General features: G+C 73.3%; 14 protein-coding genes. 7 read left to right on the plus strand and 7 right to left on the minus strand.

Annotation, left to right across the window (positions count from 1 at the left end; all coding sequences use genetic code 11):
• Positions 1-54 precede the first annotated feature (54 nt).
• Genes NNW99_RS32385 through NNW99_RS32395 form a run of 3 tightly spaced genes read left to right on the plus strand, consistent with a single transcriptional unit; the run spans position 55 to position 3217 of the window.
• Positions 55-1182, plus strand: a complete 1128-nt coding sequence (locus NNW99_RS32385; protein WP_215122692.1) for a glycosyltransferase family 1 protein — start codon at positions 55-57, stop codon at positions 1180-1182.
• Entirely contained in the window at positions 1179-2354 is a 1176-nt protein-coding gene (locus NNW99_RS32390; RefSeq protein WP_215122693.1) for a glycosyltransferase, read from the plus strand. Before NNW99_RS32385 ends, NNW99_RS32390 begins: the two co-directional genes overlap by 4 nt.
• On the plus strand, positions 2351-3217 hold the full coding sequence (locus NNW99_RS32395) for an SGNH/GDSL hydrolase family protein (protein ID WP_215122694.1): 867 nt from the start codon (positions 2351-2353) through the stop codon (positions 3215-3217). Before NNW99_RS32390 ends, NNW99_RS32395 begins: the two co-directional genes overlap by 4 nt.
• Positions 3218-3245: 28 nt before the next feature.
• On the opposite strand, the gene NNW99_RS32400 is transcribed toward NNW99_RS32395, so the two are convergent.
• From NNW99_RS32400 to NNW99_RS32420, 5 genes are read right to left on the minus strand one after another with little or no spacing between them, the layout of a single operon-like run.
• The gene (locus tag NNW99_RS32400; protein ID WP_215122695.1) at positions 3246-4115 is read right to left on the minus strand and encodes a biotin-dependent carboxyltransferase family protein; all 870 of its coding nucleotides are present in this window, start codon (positions 4113-4115) and stop codon (positions 3246-3248) included.
• Positions 4112-4729 carry an allophanate hydrolase subunit 1 gene (locus tag NNW99_RS32405; protein WP_215122696.1) on the minus strand — a complete coding sequence of 206 codons (618 nt, stop codon included), beginning with the start codon at positions 4727-4729 and terminating at the stop codon, positions 4112-4114. Before NNW99_RS32405 ends, NNW99_RS32400 begins: the two co-directional genes overlap by 4 nt.
• Positions 4726-5484 (minus strand): LamB/YcsF family protein, encoded by a 759-nt coding sequence (locus tag NNW99_RS32410; RefSeq protein WP_215122697.1) that lies wholly within the window; start codon positions 5482-5484, stop codon positions 4726-4728. The genes NNW99_RS32405 and NNW99_RS32410 overlap by 4 nt, the downstream gene beginning before the upstream one ends.
• 15 nt (positions 5485-5499) lie before the next feature.
• Complete coding sequence (locus NNW99_RS32415; protein WP_215124533.1) at positions 5500-6321, minus strand: putative hydro-lyase; 822 nt, start codon at positions 6319-6321, stop codon at positions 5500-5502.
• Between the two features lie 11 nt (positions 6322-6332).
• Positions 6333-7634 carry an MFS transporter gene (locus NNW99_RS32420; RefSeq protein WP_215122698.1) on the minus strand — a complete coding sequence of 434 codons (1302 nt, stop codon included), beginning with the start codon at positions 7632-7634 and terminating at the stop codon, positions 6333-6335.
• A gap of 124 nt (positions 7635-7758) precedes the next feature.
• Between NNW99_RS32420 and NNW99_RS32425 the strand changes: the two genes are divergently transcribed.
• The 4 genes from NNW99_RS32425 (at position 7759) to NNW99_RS32440 (ending at position 15721) form a co-directional block, all read left to right on the plus strand.
• Positions 7759-8454 (plus strand): GntR family transcriptional regulator, encoded by a 696-nt coding sequence (locus NNW99_RS32425; RefSeq protein ID WP_215122699.1) that lies wholly within the window; start codon positions 7759-7761, stop codon positions 8452-8454.
• 103 nt (positions 8455-8557) lie between these two features.
• Positions 8558-10084, plus strand: a complete 1527-nt coding sequence (locus NNW99_RS32430) for a hypothetical protein (RefSeq protein ID WP_215122700.1) — start codon at positions 8558-8560, stop codon at positions 10082-10084.
• An 82-nt stretch (positions 10085-10166) separates the two neighbouring features.
• Positions 10167-11048, plus strand: coding sequence for a hypothetical protein (locus tag NNW99_RS32435; RefSeq protein ID WP_215122701.1), 882 nt, complete (start codon positions 10167-10169; stop codon positions 11046-11048).
• Positions 11049-11083: 35 nt separating this feature from the next.
• Positions 11084-15721 carry a hypothetical protein gene (locus tag NNW99_RS32440; RefSeq protein ID WP_215122702.1) on the plus strand — a complete coding sequence of 1546 codons (4638 nt, stop codon included), beginning with the start codon at positions 11084-11086 and terminating at the stop codon, positions 15719-15721.
• Positions 15722-15792: 71 nt separating this feature from the next.
• Here the strand turns inward: NNW99_RS32440 and NNW99_RS32445 are convergent, their stop codons facing one another.
• The gene (locus tag NNW99_RS32445) at positions 15793-17343 is read right to left on the minus strand and encodes a GMC family oxidoreductase (protein ID WP_215122703.1); all 1551 of its coding nucleotides are present in this window, start codon (positions 17341-17343) and stop codon (positions 15793-15795) included.
• Between the two features lie 10 nt (positions 17344-17353).
• Positions 17354-18916: an APC family permease gene (locus tag NNW99_RS32450; RefSeq protein WP_215122704.1), complete on the minus strand. Its 1563-nt coding sequence runs from the start codon at positions 18914-18916 to the stop codon at positions 17354-17356.
• Positions 18917-18933 lie beyond the last annotated feature (17 nt).

An 18933-nucleotide genomic window follows, 5' to 3' on the forward strand; every position in this document is an offset into this window, starting at 1 on the left:
GTCCGGAAAGATCCACGTTGACGCGGCCACGTCCGGCCCGGCGACAACACCGGTATGCGTGTCGTCATCGTGACCGAATCCTTTCCCCCCGATGTGAACGGCGTGGCCCACTGCGCGCTCCAGACCGCCCGGCACCTCGTCGATCGCGGTCACACCCCCGTCGTCATCGCCCCGGCCCCGGCGCCCGGCAACAAGCCCGACGCCTCCGCGCCGTGCCGCGTCGTCCACGTCCCCTCCCTCCCGCTCCCCGGCTACCCCCAGGTCCGCGTCGCCCTCCCCAGCCGCCGCCTGGCCGCCACCCTCATCGAGCACCGTGCCGATGTCGTCCACCTCGCCAGCCCCTTCGTCCTCGGCGTGCGCGGCATGGCCGCCGCCGCCCGCCTCGGCGTCCCCGCCGTCGCCGTCTACCAGACCGACCTGGCCGGATACGCCCGTACGTACATGGGCGCCGGAGAGGCCGCCGCCTGGCGGCGCATCCGCTCCGTCCACGGCGCCGCCGACCTCACCCTCGCCCCGTCCAGCGCCGCCCTGAACGACCTGGAGACGCACGGGGTGCCCCGGGTCAAGCTGTGGCCGCGCGGAGTCGACACCGAACGGTTCCGGCCGGACCGCCGCGACGAGGCCCTGCGCCGCGAGCTGGCCCCGGGCGGCGAGCTGATCGTCGGCTACGTCGGCCGACTCGCCCCCGAGAAGCAGGTCGAACTCCTCGCCGGTGTCTGCGGCTTGGAGGGCGTCAAGGTCGTGATCGTCGGCGACGGCCCCAGCCGGCCCGGCCTGGAGCAGGCGCTGCCCGGCGCGGTCTTCCTCGGCCGCCGCACCGGTGACGATCTCGCCCGGGTCTTCGCCTCGTTCGACGTCTTCGCGCACACGGGCCCCTTCGAGACCTTCTGCCAGACCGTGCAGGAGGCCATGGCCAGTGGTCTGCCGGTCGTGGCGCCCGCCGCGGGCGGGCCGCTGGACCTGGTCGCCCAAGGGCACACCGGGCTGCTGGTGCCGCCGCGCGACGCGACCGCCGTACGGGATGCCGTGCGGGCCCTGGCCGCCGATCCGGGGCTGCGGGCCGCCTTCGGCGCCGCCGGGCGGGCCACGGTCGAGGGCCGCACCTGGGCGGCCGTCGGCGACCAGCTCATCGGGCACTACGCGAACGTCCTCGCCGGGCGCAGGACGGTGGTGGCGGCATGAGCGCGCTCGGGACCGGCCAGTCGCTGCGGATCGTCCGCCTCGCCAACTTCGTCGCGCCCGCGTCCGGCGGTCTGCGCACCGCCCTGCGCGAACTCGGCAAGGGCTTCAAGGCGGCCGGGCACGAGCCCGTCCTCGTCGTCCCCGGCGAGCGGGCGAGCGACCGCGAGACCGAGCAGGGGAGGGTGATCACCCTCCCCGGACCGCTGCTGCCCGGCACCGGCGGCTATCGCGTCCTCGCCGACCGGCGGCGGGTGGCCCGGCTGCTGGAGGAACTCGCGCCGGACCGGCTTGAGGTGTCCGACCGTACGACCCTCAGGTGGACCGGCAAGTGGGCGCGGCGCGCCCGGATTCCGGCCGTGATGGTCTCCCACGAGACCGCCGACGGCGTGCTGCGCACCTGGGGCCTGCCCGAGGGGGCCGCCCGGCGTGCCGCCGACGCCCTCAACGTCCGTACGGCCCACACCTACGCGCGCGTGGTGTGCACCACCGAGTTCGCCGAGCGGGAGTTCGTGCGGATCGGGGCACGCAACGTCGTCCGGGCCCCGCTCGGCGTCGACCTGGTACAGCGGCACCCGGCGCTGCGCGATCCGGAGTTGCGGGCGCGGCACGCGCGCGAGGACGAGACGCTGCTCGTGATGTGCTCCCGGCTGTCCGTGGAGAAGCGGCCCGGTACGGCACTGGACGCCCTGGAGACGCTGCGGCGGCGCGGGCGACGGGCGCGGCTGGTGGTCGCGGGCGACGGTCCGCTGCGCGCGCGGCTCGAACAGCGGGCACGCGAGAGCGCCTTGCCGGTCACCTTCCTCGGGCATGTCTCCGACCGCGGGCTGCTCGGCGCGCTCCAGGCCTCCGCCGATGTCGCCCTGGCGCCCGGGCCCGCCGAGACGTTCGGGCTCGCCGCGCTGGAGGCCATGGCGTGCGGCACGCCCGTGGTGGCCAGCGCGTCGTCCGCGCTGTCCGAGGTGATCGGCTCCGCCGGGGCCGTCGCCGCGGACCACGGGGAGGCCTTCGCGGACGCCGTGGACCTGCTGCTGGAAGGCCTGGAGGCGGACCGGCGCGAGGCAGCACGCGCGCGTGCGGAGTGCTTCGGGTGGAACGCGGCGGTCGACGCCTTCCTCGCCGCGCACGACGCGGCCGTCCCCGTGCGCCCGTACGTGCCCGGAGGCGTGGCATGAGACCCCCGCGGTTCGTGGGAGCCCCGCGTTTCGTGGCCCTCGGCGACTCGCTGAGCGAGGGCGTGGGCGACCCCGTCGGCACCGGGTGGCGCGGCTGGGCCGCGCTGCTCGCCGACGGGCTCGCCGAGGGGCCCGCCCGGTTCACCAACCTCGCGGTGAGCGGGGCGCAGACCCGGGACGTGCTGGAGCGGCAGCTGCCCGCCGCGCTGGAGCTGCGGCCCGAGCTGGTGTCCGTCGTCGTCGGCGTCAACGACACCCTGCGCTGCACCTTCGACATCCAGGCCGTGGCGGCCCGGCTCGACCGGGTGTACCAGGCCTGCACCGAGCAGGGCGCGGTCCTGCTCACCGCGTGCCTGCCCGACCCGGGCACGATGCTCGGACTCCCGGGGGCCCTGGCCCACCCGCTGGCCCGGCGGCAACGGGCCGTGAACGCGGTCGTCCACGCCCTGTCCGACCGGTACGACGCCCTGCACCTGCACGCGTGCGAGGGCGACTGGACCACGGACCGCGCCATGTGGAGCGCGGACCGGCTGCACCCCGGCGAACGGGGACACCGGCAACTGGCCCTGCGCTTCCACGCGCTGCTCGCCGAGCACGGCCTCGCGACGGGGCCCGCGCCCTCGCCCGAGCCCGACTTCCCCGTCCCGACGAAATCCGCGAGCCTGTGGTGGCTGGCCACGGCCGGTACCGGCTGGGTGGCCCGCCGCTGCACCGACCTGCTGCCCCAGCTCCTGACCCTGGCCGCCGACGAGCTGCGGCACCGCGCCCGGGGCACCAGCGCCCGGCTCGACCTGCGGGCCTCCGCGGCGGTGTCGGCAGCACTGGCCGCGCTGTCGGTGGCGGAGCAGGCGGACGCCGCCTGACCCGTTCGGCGGCCTGCTCCTACCGGGTTCAGCGACGCCGTACGGCCACGAAACGCACCGGCGTACCCGGAACCGCCTGGGCGGCGGCCGGAAGGTCGGCGGCCCGGACCACCGCGATCACCGGATAACCCCCGGTGGTCGGATGGTCGGCCAGGAACACCACCGGCCTCCCGTCGGGCGGGACCTGGACCGCGCCCAGCACCATGCCCTCGCTGGGGAGTTCACCGTGCCGGGCCCGCTCCAGGGCGGGGCCTTCCGTGCGCAGCCCGATGCGGTTGCCGGAGGCGGACACCCGATAGGGGCGGGAGAGGAAAGCGCGTATGGCCTCCGGCGTGAACCAGTCGTCGCGCGGGCCGAGCGTCACCCGCAGGACCAGCTCTGACGGCGGCGCCGGCTGCGGGGCGACGTCCACGCGCGCGTGCGCACCGGTCGGCCGACCCAGCGGCAGCACCGTGCCGTCCGTGAGCGGGGCCGGGCCGAGCCCCGACAGCAGGTCCGTCGAACGGCTGCCGAGCACGGGCTCGACGGCGATGCCCCCGGAGAGACCCACGTACGCGCGGACGCCCGACAGCGCCGGACCGACGTCCAGCAGCGCCCCGGCGGGCACGCGCACCGGCGCGCCCCACGGGACGGGCCGGCCGTCCACCGTGACCCGGCAGTGCGCGCCCGCCACCGCGATCACGACTGTCGAACGGGGTCGTACGGCACAGCCGTTGAGCGTCGTCTCCAGCACGGCCGTCCCGCGCGGATTGCCGACCAGCCGGTTGACGAGGTCCGCGGCCGGCCCGTCCAGGGCACCGGAGCGGGGGACACCGAGATGGGCGTGCCCGGGGCGGCCGAGGTCCTGCACGGTGGTCAGGGCACCGGCCCGTACGACGGCGAGGGCGCGATCCGTCATGACCCCGCCTCGGGGACGAACCGCACGCGTGTGCCCGGCGACAGCAGCGCGGCGGGCACCCGCGCGTGGTCCCACAGGACGATGTCCGTCGTGCCGATGAGCTGCCAGCCGCCCGGCGACGAGCGCGGGTACACGCCCGTGTACGGGCCGGCCAGCGCCACCGACCCGGCGGGGACGGCCGTGCGCGGGGTGGCCCGGCGCGGGACGTCGTAGCGCGACGGCAGCCCGGTGAGATAGCCGAAGCCGGGCGCGAAGCCGCAGAACGCGACCCGGAACTCCGTCTCCGCGTGGATGCGGGCGACCTCCCGCTCCGGCACGCCCCAGTACGCGGCGACATCCGCCAGGTCCGGGCCGTCATACCTCAGGGGGATCTCGACCACCTCACGCGTGCGTGGGGGAGCGGGCGGCAGGTCGGCCGCGGTCAGTTCGGCGGCCAGCCGGGCGGGGGAGTCGAGGCCGTCGAGGAGGACCGTGCGGGCCGCGGGGACGATCTCACGGGCCGACAGCGAGCCCTCCGCGCGGCGTCGCAGCAGCTCCGCGTGCAGCGCTTGGGCCTCGTCGCCCGAGGCGACCTCGACGAGCAGCGCGTCCTCGCCGACGGGCCGGACCTTCATGCGAAGGCCTCCACCCGGATGCCCGACGTCTCCAGACGGCCCCGCACCCGGCGCGCCAAGTCCACCGCGCCGGGCGTGTCGCCGTGCAGGCACAGGGAACGCGCGCGTACCTCGATCCGGGTCCCCGAGAGGGAGGAGACCTCGCCCGAGCGGGCCAGGCTCAGCGAACGCTCCACGACGGCCTCCGGGTCGGTGACCACGGCGCCCTCCCGCGTGCGCGGCACCAGCGTGCCCGCGTCGGTGTACGCCCGGTCCGCGAACGCCTCCGTGACGACCGGCAGTCCGGACTTCCCGGCGAGGTCGAGCAGCCGCGAGCCGGGCAGGCCCAGCACGGGCAGCGCGGCATCCGCGAGGAGCACCCCGTCGACGACCGCGGCGGCCTGCTCCTCGTCGTGCACGACCCGGTTGTAGAGCGCGCCGTGCGGTTTGACGTAGGACACGCGGGAGCCCGCGGCCCGGGCGAAGACCTCCAGGGCGCCGATCTGGTAGGCCACTTCGGCCGCCAGTTCGGCGGACGGCACGTCCATCGCGCGCCGCCCGAACCCGGCCAGGTCCCGGTAGGACACCTGGGCGCCGATCCGTACCCCGCGCTCGGCCGCCAGCTCGCACACCCGGCGCATGGTGGCCGCGTCCCCGGCGTGGAAGCCGCACGCCACATTGGCGCTGGTGACCACGGACAGCAGCCGTTCGTCGTCGGTGAGCCGCCAGCGGCCGAAGCCCTCGCCGAGGTCGGCGTTCAGATCGATCGAGGTCACGTGTCGCATCTCCTGTCAGGCCACGCGGTACTGCTCGTCGCGGGCGTCGGTGAGGAACATCTGCCCCGGGGCGTGTGTGAGGGCGAACGGCGGACGCGAGGCCATCACGGCCGCCTGCGGGGTCACTCCGCACGCCCAGAACACCGGGATGTCGTCCGGTTCGGTGTCCACCGGGTCGCCGAAGTCGGGACGGCCGAGGTCGTCGATGCCGAGCCCCGCCGGATCGCCGCAGTGCACGGGGCTGCCGTGCACCGCCGGCAGCAGACTGCTCTCCCGGATCGCCGCGGCCAGGTGCGGGGGCGGCACCGGCCGCATGGACACCACCAGCGGCCCGTGCAGCCGCCCCGCCGGACGGCACTGCCGACTCGTCACGTACATCGGGACGTTGCGGCCCTGCTCGACATGACGGATCGGGACGCCCGCCTCGCTCAGCGCCCACTCGAAGGTGAAGCTGCAGCCGATCAGGAACGACACCAGGTCGTCCCGCCAGTGGGCGCGCACGTCCGTCGGCTCGTCCACCAACTCGCCGTCCCGCCACACCCGGTAGCGCGGCAGATCGGTGCGCAGATCCGCGCCGTCGGCGAGCACGGTCGTCCAGGATCCGGCGTCCGTGACGTCGAGGACGGGGCAGGGCTTGGGGTTGCGCTGGCAGAACAGCAGCATGTCGTAGGCCCAGTCGGCCGGCACCGAGATGAGGTTGACCTGGGTGTGACCGGCCGCGACCCCCGCTGTGGGGCCCGTCAGGCCCTCCCGGAAGCGGGTGCGGGCCGTTTTCGGGCTCCACGCGTGCGCGTGCTCGTCGGCGAGGACGACGGGGCGGTCCTCGGTCCCGGTGATCGGCGTGGCGTTCACGTGAGTTCCTTCCCACGCGTCTCCGGCAGCCCGAGCAGCGCCAGCGCGGCGAGGCCGTAGCCGATCGCCCCGAAGACCAGCGCGCCGCCGACGCCCCAGCTGTCGGCCAGGAATCCGACCATCGTCGGGAACACGGCGCCCACCGCGCGCCCGGTGTTGTACGTGAAGCCCTGCCCGGTGCCGCGTACCGCCGTCGGGTACAGCTCGCTCAGGTAGGAGCCGAATCCGCTGAAGATCGCCGACATACAGAAACCGAGGGGGAAACCGAGCACCAGGAGCAGGGTGTTGGCCCCGCTCGGGATGTTCGCGTACGCCAGGATGCAGATCGCCGACAGCAGGGCGAAGAGCCAGATGTTGCGCTTGCGGCCCAGCTTGTCGGTGAGGTAGCCGCCGGTGAGGTAGCCGATGAAGGCGCCCGATATCAGGAACGTCAGATAGCCGCCGGTGCCGACGACGGACAGCTCGCGCTCGGACTTCAGATACGTCGGCACCCAGGTGGCCAGCGTGTAGTAGCCGCCCTGGACACCGGTCGAGAGCAGCACGGAGAAGAGCGTGACCCGCAGCAGACCCGGCTTGAAGATCGCCTTGAAGGAACCCTTCTCCGCGCTCTGCTCACGAGCGGCGGCGGCCTCGGGAGCGTCCTGCACACTGCGCCGCAGCCAGATGACGAGCAGCGCCGGCAGCGCCCCGGTCCAGAACATGATGCGCCAGGCCAGATCGTCTCCGGCCACCGAGAAGACCAGCGTGTAGGCGATCACGGCGAGGCCCCAGCCCACGGCCCAGGAGCTCTGGATCGCGCCGAGCGTGCGGCCTCGGTTCTTGGCGCTCGCGTACTCGGCGACCAGGATCGCGCCGACCGCCCACTCGCCGCCGAAACCGAGTCCCTGGAGGGCGCGGAAGACCAGCAGCGTCTCGTAGTTGGGCGCGAAACCGCAGGCGACGGTGAAGACCGCGTAGGTGATCACCGTGATCATCAGGGCCTTCACCCGGCCGATGCGGTCCGCGAGGACGCCCGCGAGGGCGCCGCCGATCGCGGAGACCACCAGCGTGACCGTGGTGAAGAGACCGGTCTGGCCGCTGTTCAGGCCGAAGTAGGCGGACAGCGCGACCATGCTCAGCGGCAGCGTGAAGTAGTCGTACGAGTCGAGGGCATAGCCGCCGAAGGCACCGGTGAAGGCGCGGCGGCCCCGCGGGCCGAGGGCGCGCAGCCAGCCGAACGCCCCGTCGTCGTCGGTGCGTCCGGCCGCCACGGGGCGTGTGTCGTCGGTCAGGGCTTGCGGTGGAGGGGGCGTGCTCATGGGCACCTCGCAGAGGGGGGAGAGAGTGCTTCGGGCCGAGCCGTGCGTAGCACCGTAGGGGATTGTTCAACGATCCCTCAATACCCATGTTGGTTCTTCTTCTGATCTGCGATTGAATTCCCGCATGGCAGAGCAGCTGAAGGACCTCGCCGACGACCGGGCTCTCCTGGGGCGCACCAGCACCGCCGAGCGCGTCTCGGACATCCTCAGAAGCCGGATCGCCGAGGGCTACTTCCCGCCCGGGACACGGCTCTCCGAGGACAGCATCGGCGGGGCGCTCGGCGTCTCCCGCAACACGCTCCGCGAGGCGTTCCGCCTGCTCACCCATGAACGCCTGCTCGTCCACGAGCTGAACCGGGGCGTCTTCGTCCGGGTCCTGACCGTGGAGGACGTCGAGGACATCTACCGCACCCGCATGCTCGTCGAGTGCGCCGTCGTCCGCGGCCTCGGCGAGCCGCCCTACGGCCTCGACGGGCTCGCCGGTGCCGTCGCGGAGGGGCGGCGGGCGGCCCGGGAAGGTGACTGGAAGGCGGTGGGTACGGCCAACATCCACTTCCACCGGGAACTGGTGGCCCTCGCGGTGAGCGAGCGCACCGACGAGTTGATGCGGAGCGTCTTCGCCGAACTGCGTCTCGCGTTCCATGTGGTGGACGAGCCGCAGCGGCTGCACGAGCCGTACATCGCACGAAATGTCGCGATTCTTGAGGCTCTTCAGGGCGGGGACCGTGAGAAGGCCGAGAGCCTGCTCGCCGGCTACCTCGACGATTCGCTGGAGCGGGTTGTCGAGGTGTACCGGCGGCGGGTCGGCGAGGAGGGCTGAGGGGGCCGCCGAAGGTTCGATGAAAGGTCCGTTGCAGGTCCGCTGAGGGGGCGTACCCGCGTCGTTTGGGTGGTTGTCAGACCCAGGACCTAGTCTGTGCACCGTGACTTCGCCTGCATCGACGGACAGCGTTCCGCCCCAGCTCAGCGCGGGGCCGCGCCCCGCGCCGGGGCCGGCCGCCGACGAGGGCCTGGCGCGCCGCCTGCGCGCGCTCGCCTGCACCGCGCCGCTGCACGACCTGGACGCGCGCAAGGCCAACCTCGCGGGTGAGTACTCGGTGTACGGCATGGCGGAGGTCGCGCTCTCGGCCATCGACCTGGTCACCCTGAACATGGACTTCGACACGGGCGCGGACCACGACCAGATCGTCGCCCGCCTCGTCCCGCGCATCGCCGCGCAGGCCTCCCGGCGTCCCGCCGCCGAGCACGAGCGGGTGGCCCGCTGGGTCCTGGAGAACCTGATCAACGTCGGCAGCGTCGACCGCGGCTTCCGCGCGGTGTACGGCACCTTCGGGGCGGACGGCACCTATGTGCGCCGTGACTACGACTTCAAGCTGATCGAGGAGGTCCCGGGCCCCGGCGGCACGGTCTATCTCCGTACGACGGACGAGGCGGTCAACGTCCTCGTCGGCGCCCTCGACACCGATGTCACCAGCGCGCAGATCGCCGCCGAGGTCAAGCTGGAGGTGCTGATCAGCCGCGGCCGGCTCGCCGACGCCCAGCTCGCGGCCGAACAGGCCCGCTACCGCACCGTGCAGTACTCGGAGACCCTGCGCAGGGCCCTCGACGCGACCCGGCGCAATGTGCGCGCGGTGGACTGGCTGACCACCGTGCCCGACATGATCGCCGAGGCCCTGGAGCACGTCGCCGACCGCTACCGCCACGAGAACGCGATCCTCACCAACATCCGCAAGGCCCGCGACGAGTCCGAGGATCCCGAGCAGAAGCGCCGGGCCGCCGAGCTCGTCGACATCGTCAAGGACTGCATCCGCCGGCACACGCAGTTGCAGTCCCGGCTGCTCGAGGCCGGACCGCTGTTCCGCGCCGAGCAGGACCGGCAGGCCTTCGCCACCCCGATGACCACCTCGGGCATCGACCTCTACGGCCATCTCGTCGCCCCCGTCCTGCCGCTGTCGATCGAGCAGGCCGTCCGTGTCACGGACGCCTTCTTCGCCCGCGGCACCGGGCTGCGCACGCCTGTGTCCGTCAGGGTCGGGGACCTCGTCGACATACTGCTGACGCCGCCGGTGGAGCGGGAGCATCTGGGCGCGGAGATGCCCGAGCCGGACGTCATCGCCACACCCGACGACAGCCGGTTCAGCGAGGAGCAGATGGCGGCCGCGCAGGAGCTGCTCGACCTGCCGGCCGACGCGCCGCGCCGGCTGTCCGGCCTGCTGGCCGAGGCGCGCCGGCAGGATCCCGAACTGCCGTATCTGGTGGCCCTGCTGGCGGTGCACGCGGCCAGTCCGCCGGTCGGTACGGCCTACCGCCAGGGAGAGCAGAAGCTGCTGTTCGCCGTGGACGACGGGACCGAGCTCGACGATCAGGAGTTCGGCGGCGCGGATCTGATCGTCGGGACGGCACTGCTGGACGCGGCGGGGATGGCGGCGGATCGGACCGAAGCGGCATGAGCGAGTGCCACGGGAACATGAGTGAGTACCACGGGACCATGAGTGAGTACCGCGGGAACAAGAAGAACGAGGAGCCCCGACCGTGAGCGAGCACGTCGAGTGGAGTGAGCCGGAGGGACCGGCCCCGACGGCCACCGCCGCCGTCACCCCCGCCGACGCCGCCGACGCGGCGCGGCTCGTGTCCTTCGGCCTGCAGCCCAAGCTGCAGCCGGCCCGCGACCAGGAGTACACGGACCTGCTGCGGCGCTACCGCGAGGACCCGCCGTTCGCGCGGCTCGCCGACGCCGTGGCCACCGGTCTGGGACTCATCGTGCTGGAGGTGTCCCCGCGCGCGGGCATGGCCGTCACCGCCGCCGAGGACTCCGTGTTCGCCGTGCGCATGGGCGACTACGCGCGCCGTACGTCCGCCGACGGCGGCGACCGGTTCCTGCACGGACTCGCCCATCTCGCCGTCGCCGCCCTGGCCTTCCCGCGCCCCGAGGACCTCGCCGACGACGGCTACATCGGCCGGGTCACGGTCAACGGCGTCGACGCCTTCGTGCGCCAGGCCTGCCGCCGCCTGGAGGAGCGCGCCGCCGAGCAGGGCGAGAACACCGACCCGGCCACCGACACGCCCGGCCTGGAGGCCGCCTGGCGGATCTGGGTACGGCGCAGCGCGACCGGTGCCACCAAGGACGCGCGCCGGCTCGCCGGTTCGACCACCGGCATCGTCGCCAAGGCCGTCGCCTTCCTCACCGAATCCGGCTTCCTCCAGCGCACCGGCGACGACAACGGCGGCACGTACCGCACCACCGCCCGCTACCAGCTCCAGGTGCGCGACATGGCCGGCGGCGCCGCGATGGCCGAGCTGCTGGAGCTGGGCGTCGTCCCGGTCACGGACGGCACCGCGACGCTGCTGCCCGCCGAGGAGAGCGACGACCTGGAGCTGGTGGCCGACGCCGGGCTGCCGTTCCACTCCTCCTGACCCCCCCACTTCACGAAGGCTTACGAGAGTCCGCCATGTACGAGCTGTCCCGGGTCCGCCTCTACTCCATCGGGCCCGCAGGTGCGCGCTACGCCGACACCGTGCTTGACCTGCGCGGTGTGGGCGAGACCGTGCCCGACCCCGCGCCCACGCAGGCGGAGTTCTTCGAGGAGGAGCCCGTCGGCCCGCCGCGCCGGCCCGCGCCCGCGGGTGTGCTCTTCCTGGAGAACGGCGGCGGCAAGTCGGTGCTGCTCAAGCTGATCTTCTCGGTGATGCTGCCGGGCCACCGCAACACGCTCGGCGGCGCCAGCTCCGGTGTGCTGCGCAAGTTCCTGCTCGCCGACGACTGCGGACATGTCGCGCTGGAGTGGCAGCACGTGCTGACCGGTGAGTGCGTCGTCGTCGGCAAGGTCAGCGAGTGGCGCGGACGGCAGGTCTCCAACGACCCGCGGAAGTTCGCCGAGGCCTGGTACTCCTTCCGCCCCGGGCCCGGACTGAGCCTCGACAACCTCCCCGTCGCCGAGTCCACCGCCGTACGGGCCCCCGTCGAGGGCCAGTCGGGCGCGCGCGGCCGGCGTCGCACCATGAAGGGCTTCCGCGACGCGCTCACGGAGGCGGGCAAGACCTACCCGCACCTGGAGGTGCACTGGGAGGAGATCCACGACCGCTGGATCGAGCACCTGGGCGATCTCGGCCTCGACCCGGAACTCTTCCGCTATCAGCGGGAGATGAACGCCGACGAGGGCGAGGCCGCCGGTCTCTTCGCGGTCAAGAAAGACGCCGACTTCACCGATCTGCTGCTGCGCGCCGTCACCGACACCCGTGACACCGACGGACTCGCCGACCTGGTCGGCGGCTTCGGCAACAAGCTCGGCCGGCGCGCCGAGCTGATCGCCGAACGCGACTTCACCGCCGGGTCCGTCGACCTCCTCGGGCGGATCGTCGAGGCCGCCGAGGCCCGCACCCGCGCGCGGGACATCCACGCCGGAGCCGAGCGGCGCACGCGGAACCTGGCCCGCAAGCTGTCCGCGCGCGGTGTGCGGGAGCGGACCCGGGCCGCCGACCTGGCGCAGCGCGTCACCACCGCCGCGTCCGCGGTCACGCACGCCGAGGCGGCCCGCGAGAGCAGCGCGCTGATCTCCGCCGAACTCGCCTACCGGCACGCCTCGCTGGCCCTCGCCGCGGCCGAGAAGTCCGCCGCCGCGCAGAAGCGTGAGCTCGCCGACGCCCGCACGCTGTACTCCGCGTGGCAGGCCGCCGAGGCCGCACTGCGCCACCGCGCCGCCGCCGACCGTGTCGCCCGCGTGTCCGCCGCGATCCAGGAGGCGGAGCGCGACGCCGCCCCCGCGCTGGCCGCTCGCTCCAGGGCCGCCGTCGACCTCGTCCGGGCCCTGCACGCCGCCGCGGGCAACGCCGAGAACCTCGCCAACGATGAGGAGGAGCGCTCCGCAGCCCTCCAGGAGGTCAGCGACTCGGCCTACCGCGACTCCACCGCCGCCGCCACCGAGGCACAGCGCGCCCGCAGCGAGGTCGGGCACCTCAAGCAGCGCCTCGCCGAGGTCGAGCAGGAGACCGCCGAGGCGGTCCGGGCCGGCTGGCTCGACGACAGCGCGCCCGACGCCGACCCGGCCCGCGCGGCCCTCGCCGCCAGCGACGCCGAGAAGACCGCCGTCGCGGCCTGGGACGCGGCCCGCGAGGCATCCCGCCGGGCCACCGAGCACGCGCGCGAGACCGCGGCCACCGAGTCCCGCGCGGAACTCACCGCGGCCCGCGCGGCGGACGCGGCCACGGCGGCCGAGCGGTCGTACGAGGCCGAGCGCCGCACCGCCGAGGCCCTGGCGGGGGAGGAGCGGCTCGCCGAGATGCTGAGCCTCACCTCCGAGGCCCGGCCGGGCATCCCACAGCCCCGCCACGGCTCGGACGGCGAACCGGCCCTCCCGCCCACGTCCGGCGAACAGGGCCTCACCCCCGAGGAACTCGACCGCTTCGCCGACGACCTGCGCGACCTGCTCGACGACGCCGTCGGCTCCGCCGAACGCCAGCTCTTCGACCTGCGTACGGCCGCCGCCGACGACTCCCGGATCCTCGGCGCGCTCGGTGACGGCGGGCTGCTGCCGCCCGGCCCGGACGTGCTGGCCACGGTCGAGTACCTCGGCGAGCACGGCATCCCCGCGCTGCCCGGCTGGCGCTACCTCGCCCAGGCCGTCGACCCGGCCGACCACGCACGCGTGCTGGCCGCCCGGCCCGAACTCGTCGACGGCGTGATCATCACCGACCCCGACTCCCACGCACGCGCCCGTCAGGCGCTCGGCGACGCGGCACTGCTGCCCCGTTCCGCCGTGGCCGTGGGCACGGCGGCCGCCCTGCTCGCCCCGACCCCCGCCCCGGACGCCGACACCGGCGACGTCTTCCTCGTCCCGCCGAACCCGGCCATGCACGACGAGCACGCCGCCGACGAGGAGCGGCAGACGCTGCGCGCCCGGGCGACCGAACGCGACGAGGAGATCCGCGCGCTCGCCGCCCGCCTCGGCAAGGACCGCGAGCTGGCCGCCCGGCTCGCCTCCTGGCGCACCGGCTGCCCCGACGGCCGCCTCGCCGAACTGGCCCGGGTCGCCCACGACACCCGCGAGTTCGCAGAGGAGTCGGAGGCGGAACTGGCCGAAGCGCGCACGGTCCGGGCCGAGGCCGACGAGACCGCGACCGAGGCCGCCCGGGTCCGGGACGAGCGGCAGGAAGCCGCCCAGAAGGCACGCCGCTCCGCCGACGCCCTCGCCGGGCTCGCCTTCCGGCTGCGCGAACGGGCCGGCTGGCAGGTCAGGCTGCGCGAACTGGCCGACGAGGCGACCGAGGCCGAGGCGGGCGCCCAGACCTGTCTGGAGCGCGCCCGCGCCGCCGACGAGGACCGGCGCGGCGCCCAGCGCGCCGCCGACGACGCGCGCCGCACCGCCCGCGCCCTGCGGGCCGAGCGCTCCGAGATCGCGGGCGCCCCCGACGACGTGCCCGAGGACGAGACCCAGACCCCGAAGGCCTCCCTGCCCGCCCTGCGCGAGGCCTACCGGGCCGCGTCCCAGGTGTACGAGAAGGTCGGCGTGGGCGCCGACCTGCGGGCCGAACAGGCCCGCGCGGAGAGCGACGAGAGCGCGGCCCGCGCGGAACTGGACCGGCTCAGCAACAAGGTCCGTACGCGCGCGGAGCAGCTCCTCGAATCCCCCGACGGCTCCGACGGACCCAGCCGCCAGGCCGCCGCCGCCCGGGCCGAGGAGCTGGTGCAGCTCCTGGAGACCCGTATGTCGAACGCGAGCGAGCAGCTCGGGCGGCTGCGCGGCGAGGCCGAACGGCACGCGCCCGAGGACGGCGATGCCCACACCGAGCTCCCTGAGGACTCGCAGCCCCGCGACGCCGAGCACGCCCAGACCCTGCTGCGCACCGCCACGGCCGAACTCGCCTCCCACACCGAGGCGCTCACCCAGGCACGGGAGGCGCACGCCGAACTCCTCGACGCCCACCGCGCCGCCGAGGACGCCGCGGGCGGCTTCGACGAGATCGCCGCCATGCTCCGCGACCTGCTGCGCGAGCACGCCACGGACGAGGAACACGAAGAGCCCGAGCCCTACCCCGGCAGCCCGGAGGAGGCCCGGCAGTCGGCCGCCGAGGCCCGCCGCTCCCTGCGCGGCTGCGCCGCCGACCTGTCCGCCGCCGAGGCCGCCGTCCGCGAGGCCAGCGACATCCTCGTCCGGCACGCCAACTCCACGCGCTACGAGCAGGTCCGCACCCCCGCACGGCAGCAGATCCGCGAACTGCCCGCTTCCGCGCTGCCCGAGCACGCCCAGAAGTGGGCGGACGCCTTCGCGCCCCGGCTCCGGGTCCTGACCGACGAACTGGAGCAGCTGGAGCGCAACCGCGACTCGATCGTGGACCGGCTGCGCGGCCTGGTCGAGTCGGCCCTGGCCACCCTGCGCTCCGCCCAGCGCCTCTCCCGTCTTCCCGAGGGCCTCGGCGAATGGTCGGGACAGGAGTTCCTGCGCATCCGCTTCGAGGAGCCCGACCAGGCCACGCTCACCGAGCGGCTGGGCGAGGTCATCGACGAGGCGACCCGCGCGGCCGTCAAGAAGAACTCCGACCTGCGGCGTGACGGCATGTCCCTGCTGCTGCGGGGCGTCGCCGCGGCCCTGCAGCCCAAGGGCGTCGCCGTCGAGATCCTCAAGCCCGACGCGGTGCTGCGCGCCGAGCGCGTCCCCGTCGGGCAGATGGGCGACGTCTTCTCCGGCGGCCAGCTCCTCACCGCCGCCATCGCCCTGTACTGCACGATGGCCGCGCTGCGGTCGAACGACCGGGGCCGCGACAAGCACCGGCACGCCGGCACCCTGTTCCTCGACAACCCCATCGGCCGCGCCAACGCCACGTACCTGCTGGAACTGCAGCGGGCGGTGTCGGACGCCCTCGGTGTCCAACTCCTCTACACCACAGGCCTGTTCGACACCACCGCGCTGGCCGAGTTCCCCCTGGTCATCCGCATGCGCAACGACGCCGACCTCAGGGCCGGCCTGAAGTACATCAGCGTCGAGGAACACCTCCGCCCGGGCCTGCCGCAGCAGCCCCAGGCGGGCGAGGCGGTACACAGTGAGATCACGGCGACGAGGATGTTCAAACGCCCGGCGTCCTCGACGCCCTAGCGGCGCGGCGAACTGCGCGACCGGCCACAACGGTCGCGCAGTCGCCCGCGGTCAGGCGGCTCCCCCCACGGTCAGGCGTCTGCCCGCAGGAGATCCGCGCACTTCTCGCCGATCATCATGGTCGTGATGCACGGGTTGACGGTGACCAGATCGGGCATCACCGACCCGTCCGCGACCCGCAGCCCCTGAACCCCCTTGACCAGCAGCCGCGCGTCCAAGGGGGCCGAAGGATCGTCGTCCGCACCCATCTTCACCGTGCAGGACGGGTGATAGACGGTGTTGTGCGTCCGCTGGATGTACCCGAGCAGTTCCTCGTCCGTCCGCAGGTCCGGCCCGGGCGCCAGCTCCGCCCCCGCCCAGCCGCTCAGCGCGGGCTGCTCGGCGATCCGCCGGGCCAGCCGCAGCCCGTAGGTCATCACGCGCGCGTCGTGCTCGTGCGTGAAGTACCGCGGATCCACCCTCGGTTTGTCCCGGTAGTCCCGTGTCCGCAGCCGCACCGTGCCTCGCGACTTCGCGCGCGTCACGTTGGGTGTGAGGCAGAAGGCGTTCTCGGAGGTGGGGTAGCCGTGCCGGGCGGTGTTCATGTCGAACGGCACGGACCCGTAGTGGAACATCAGATCCGGCCGGTCGAGCCCCGGCTCGGTGTCGTAGAAGATGCCCGCCTCCCACCACTGGCTGGACGTGGTGGTCATCGGCTGCCGGGCCTCCCACATGATCACCCCCTCGGGGTGGTCCTGGAGGTTCTCGCCGACGCCGGGGGCGTCCACGACGACCTCCACTCCGGTGTCGCGCAGGTGTCCGGCCGGTCCGATGCCCGACAGCATCAGCAGCTTCGGCGAGTCGATCGCCCCGCACGACACGATCACCTCGCGCCGGGCCCGTACGGTCCGGGTGTGGATCAGATCCGGGTCGAGGTACTCGGCGCCCACGCAGCGCCGCCCGTCCAGCACCAGCTTCTTGGCCCGTACCCCGGTGCGTACCTCCAGATTGGGCCGCTTGCCGAGGATCGGGTGCAGATAGGCGACCGAGGACGACTGGCGGATGTTGTTCTCGTCGGAGTTGATCTGGAACCAGCTCGCGCCCCGGACGACCGTCCGGCCCGTGTTGAAAGCGACCGTGGGGATGCCCGCCTGCGCGCACGCCTCCAGCAGGGCCGTGCCGCACGGGTCGTCGCTCTTCAGCGTGCGCAGCTTCACCGGGCCGGTGCGGCCGTGGTGGTCGCCTGGCGCGTCGTTGTTCTCCAGTCGCCGGTACAGCGGGAACAGGTCCGCCGCGCTCCAGCCCGTACAGCCCGCGGCCGCCCAGTCGTCGAGGTCCTCGGCGGGTGCCCAGAAGGCGATGCAGGAATTGTGGGAGGAGCAGCCGCCGAGCACCTTCGCCCGGGCGTGCCGCATGAAACTGTTCCCGCTGGCCTGCGGTTCGACCGGATAGTCCCAGTCGTAGCCGGACTCCAGCAGCCCCATCCAGCGCTCGAGGCGCAGGACGTCGTCGTCTCCGACGTCGCTCGGGCCGGCCTCCAGCACACACACCGTGATGGAGGGGTCCTCGGACAGCCGGGCCGCCACCACGTTGCCCGCGGTGCCGCCGCCGACCACGACGTAGTCGAACTCATGCGTACTCATGGGTCCTCCTTCAGTCGGCCGCCGGGGCGGAGAGGGGAGACGAGGCCGTGGTCTCCGAGCGGTGCTCGGCGAGCACGCCGGTCCGGTGCCGCTGGACGAACCAGTAGTAGGCGAAGCCGCCGCCCGCGATGACGGCCACGAACAGCACCGCGCCCCAGCGCAGGTACCAGTGGTAGGGCGCCGCCGCGTTGTAGACCGCGGCCCGCGGCCAGATGAGGTTGAGCGTCATGGCCCCGCCCCACAGCACGGCCAGGATGTTGACCGGCAGGCCCCAGCGGCCCAGGGAGAAGCGGCCCTCGCTCGCGGGCTGCCACTTCCCGCGCAGCCGGGCGACCAGCAGCGGCACCGTGACACCGAGGTAGGCGAGGTAGATCATGATGATGCCGATGCTGGTGACGACGGTGAAGATCTGCGGCTGGCGGATGTTGACCACCAGGATCGCCAGCGCCAGGATCCCGATGATCACGGTCGGCAGGACCGGCGTCTGGAAGCGCGGATGGCACTTGGCCAGCTTCGAGGACGCGGGCAGGTTGTTGTCGCGGGCCATCGCGAACGCCAGCCGGACGGCCGCCGTGTGGACCGCCAGGGCGCACACCGTCACCGCGATCAGCACACACCACAGCATCGCCTTGCCGGCCGTCGGGCCGAGCACGTTCAGGACGATGTACTGCAGACCGTCCGTGGAGAGCTGCTCGCCCTTGAGGCTGGACACGCTCATCAGCGCGAGCAGCAGGATCAGACCGCCGAGCACGAAGGACGCCACGATCGCCCGGATGATCGCGCGCGGGGCGTTCCGGGTCGGGTCCAGGGACTCCTCGCCGAGCGAGGCGGCCGTGTCGAAGCCGTACATGACGTACGCGGAGGCCAGCGAGGCCACCAGGAAGGCGCCCAGGTAGCCGTTTCCGTACCCCGCGCCGGTGCCCTGCGTCTCCATGACGACCTGCGGACCGCGCGTGATGTGGACGGCAAACATGACGATCAATACGACAGTGGCGATCAACTCGATGAACACGCCCGCCGTGTTGATCCTCGCCATCAACTTGACGCCGAAGGCGTTCACCAGGGTGGTGAACAGGATCAACACCGCGGCCAGGATGACCGCGTTGGTCGCCACGTCGTACGTACCGGTGCCGTCCCCCACGAACTGGAAGAACGACGAGATCTGCGGCAGCGTCAGCTGATAGGCCAGCGCCACGGCCGCGATGGACACGATCGAGGCGATCAGCATCATCCAGCCGGCGAGCCAGCCCAGATGCGGATTGCCTATCTTCTTCGACCAGTTGTAGACGGAGCCCGCGACGGGATAGCGGGCGGCGAGCTCCGCGAAGCAGAGCGCGACCATGAACTGGCCGATGAAGACCATCGGCCACGACCACCAGTAGGCGGGTCCGCCGCTGCCGTAGCCGAAGTAGAACAGCTGAAAGGTTCCGGTCAGGATCGATATGTAGCTGATCCCGGCGGCGAAGGTGTGGAAGTTGCCGAGAGTGCGCTTGAGCTCGGGTCTGTAGCCGAACTCGGTGAGTTCGGCGTCGTCCTGGCCGGGGGCGTCTTTGGACTGCGTGGTCGGTCTCATGGGCGGTTCCTCAATGG

Source organism: Streptomyces sp. CRCS-T-1, assembly GCF_024442335.1.
Taxonomy (GTDB): domain Bacteria; phylum Actinomycetota; class Actinomycetes; order Streptomycetales; family Streptomycetaceae; genus Streptomyces; species Streptomyces koelreuteriae.

What these genes read in the sequence shown, in the direction of transcription:
- NNW99_RS32385 (WP_215122692.1), top strand. Translation starts at nt 55, where the DNA reads ATGCGTGTCGTCATCGTGACCGAATCCTTTCCCCCCGATGTGAACGGC.
- NNW99_RS32390 (WP_215122693.1), top strand. Translation starts at nt 1,179, where the DNA reads ATGAGCGCGCTCGGGACCGGCCAGTCGCTGCGGATCGTCCGCCTCGCC.
- NNW99_RS32395 (WP_215122694.1), top strand. Translation starts at nt 2,351, where the DNA reads ATGAGACCCCCGCGGTTCGTGGGAGCCCCGCGTTTCGTGGCCCTCGGC.
- NNW99_RS32400 (WP_215122695.1), bottom strand. Translation starts at nt 4,115, where the DNA reads ATGACGGATCGCGCCCTCGCCGTCGTACGGGCCGGTGCCCTGACCACC.
- NNW99_RS32405 (WP_215122696.1), bottom strand. Translation starts at nt 4,729, where the DNA reads ATGAAGGTCCGGCCCGTCGGCGAGGACGCGCTGCTCGTCGAGGTCGCC.
- NNW99_RS32420 (WP_215122698.1), bottom strand. Translation starts at nt 7,634, where the DNA reads ATGAGCACGCCCCCTCCACCGCAAGCCCTGACCGACGACACACGCCCC.
- NNW99_RS32425 (WP_215122699.1), top strand. Translation starts at nt 7,759, where the DNA reads ATGGCAGAGCAGCTGAAGGACCTCGCCGACGACCGGGCTCTCCTGGGG.
- NNW99_RS32440 (WP_215122702.1), top strand. Translation starts at nt 11,084, where the DNA reads ATGTACGAGCTGTCCCGGGTCCGCCTCTACTCCATCGGGCCCGCAGGT.
- NNW99_RS32445 (WP_215122703.1), bottom strand. Translation starts at nt 17,343, where the DNA reads ATGAGTACGCATGAGTTCGACTACGTCGTGGTCGGCGGCGGCACCGCG.
- NNW99_RS32450 (WP_215122704.1), bottom strand. Translation starts at nt 18,916, where the DNA reads ATGAGACCGACCACGCAGTCCAAAGACGCCCCCGGCCAGGACGACGCC.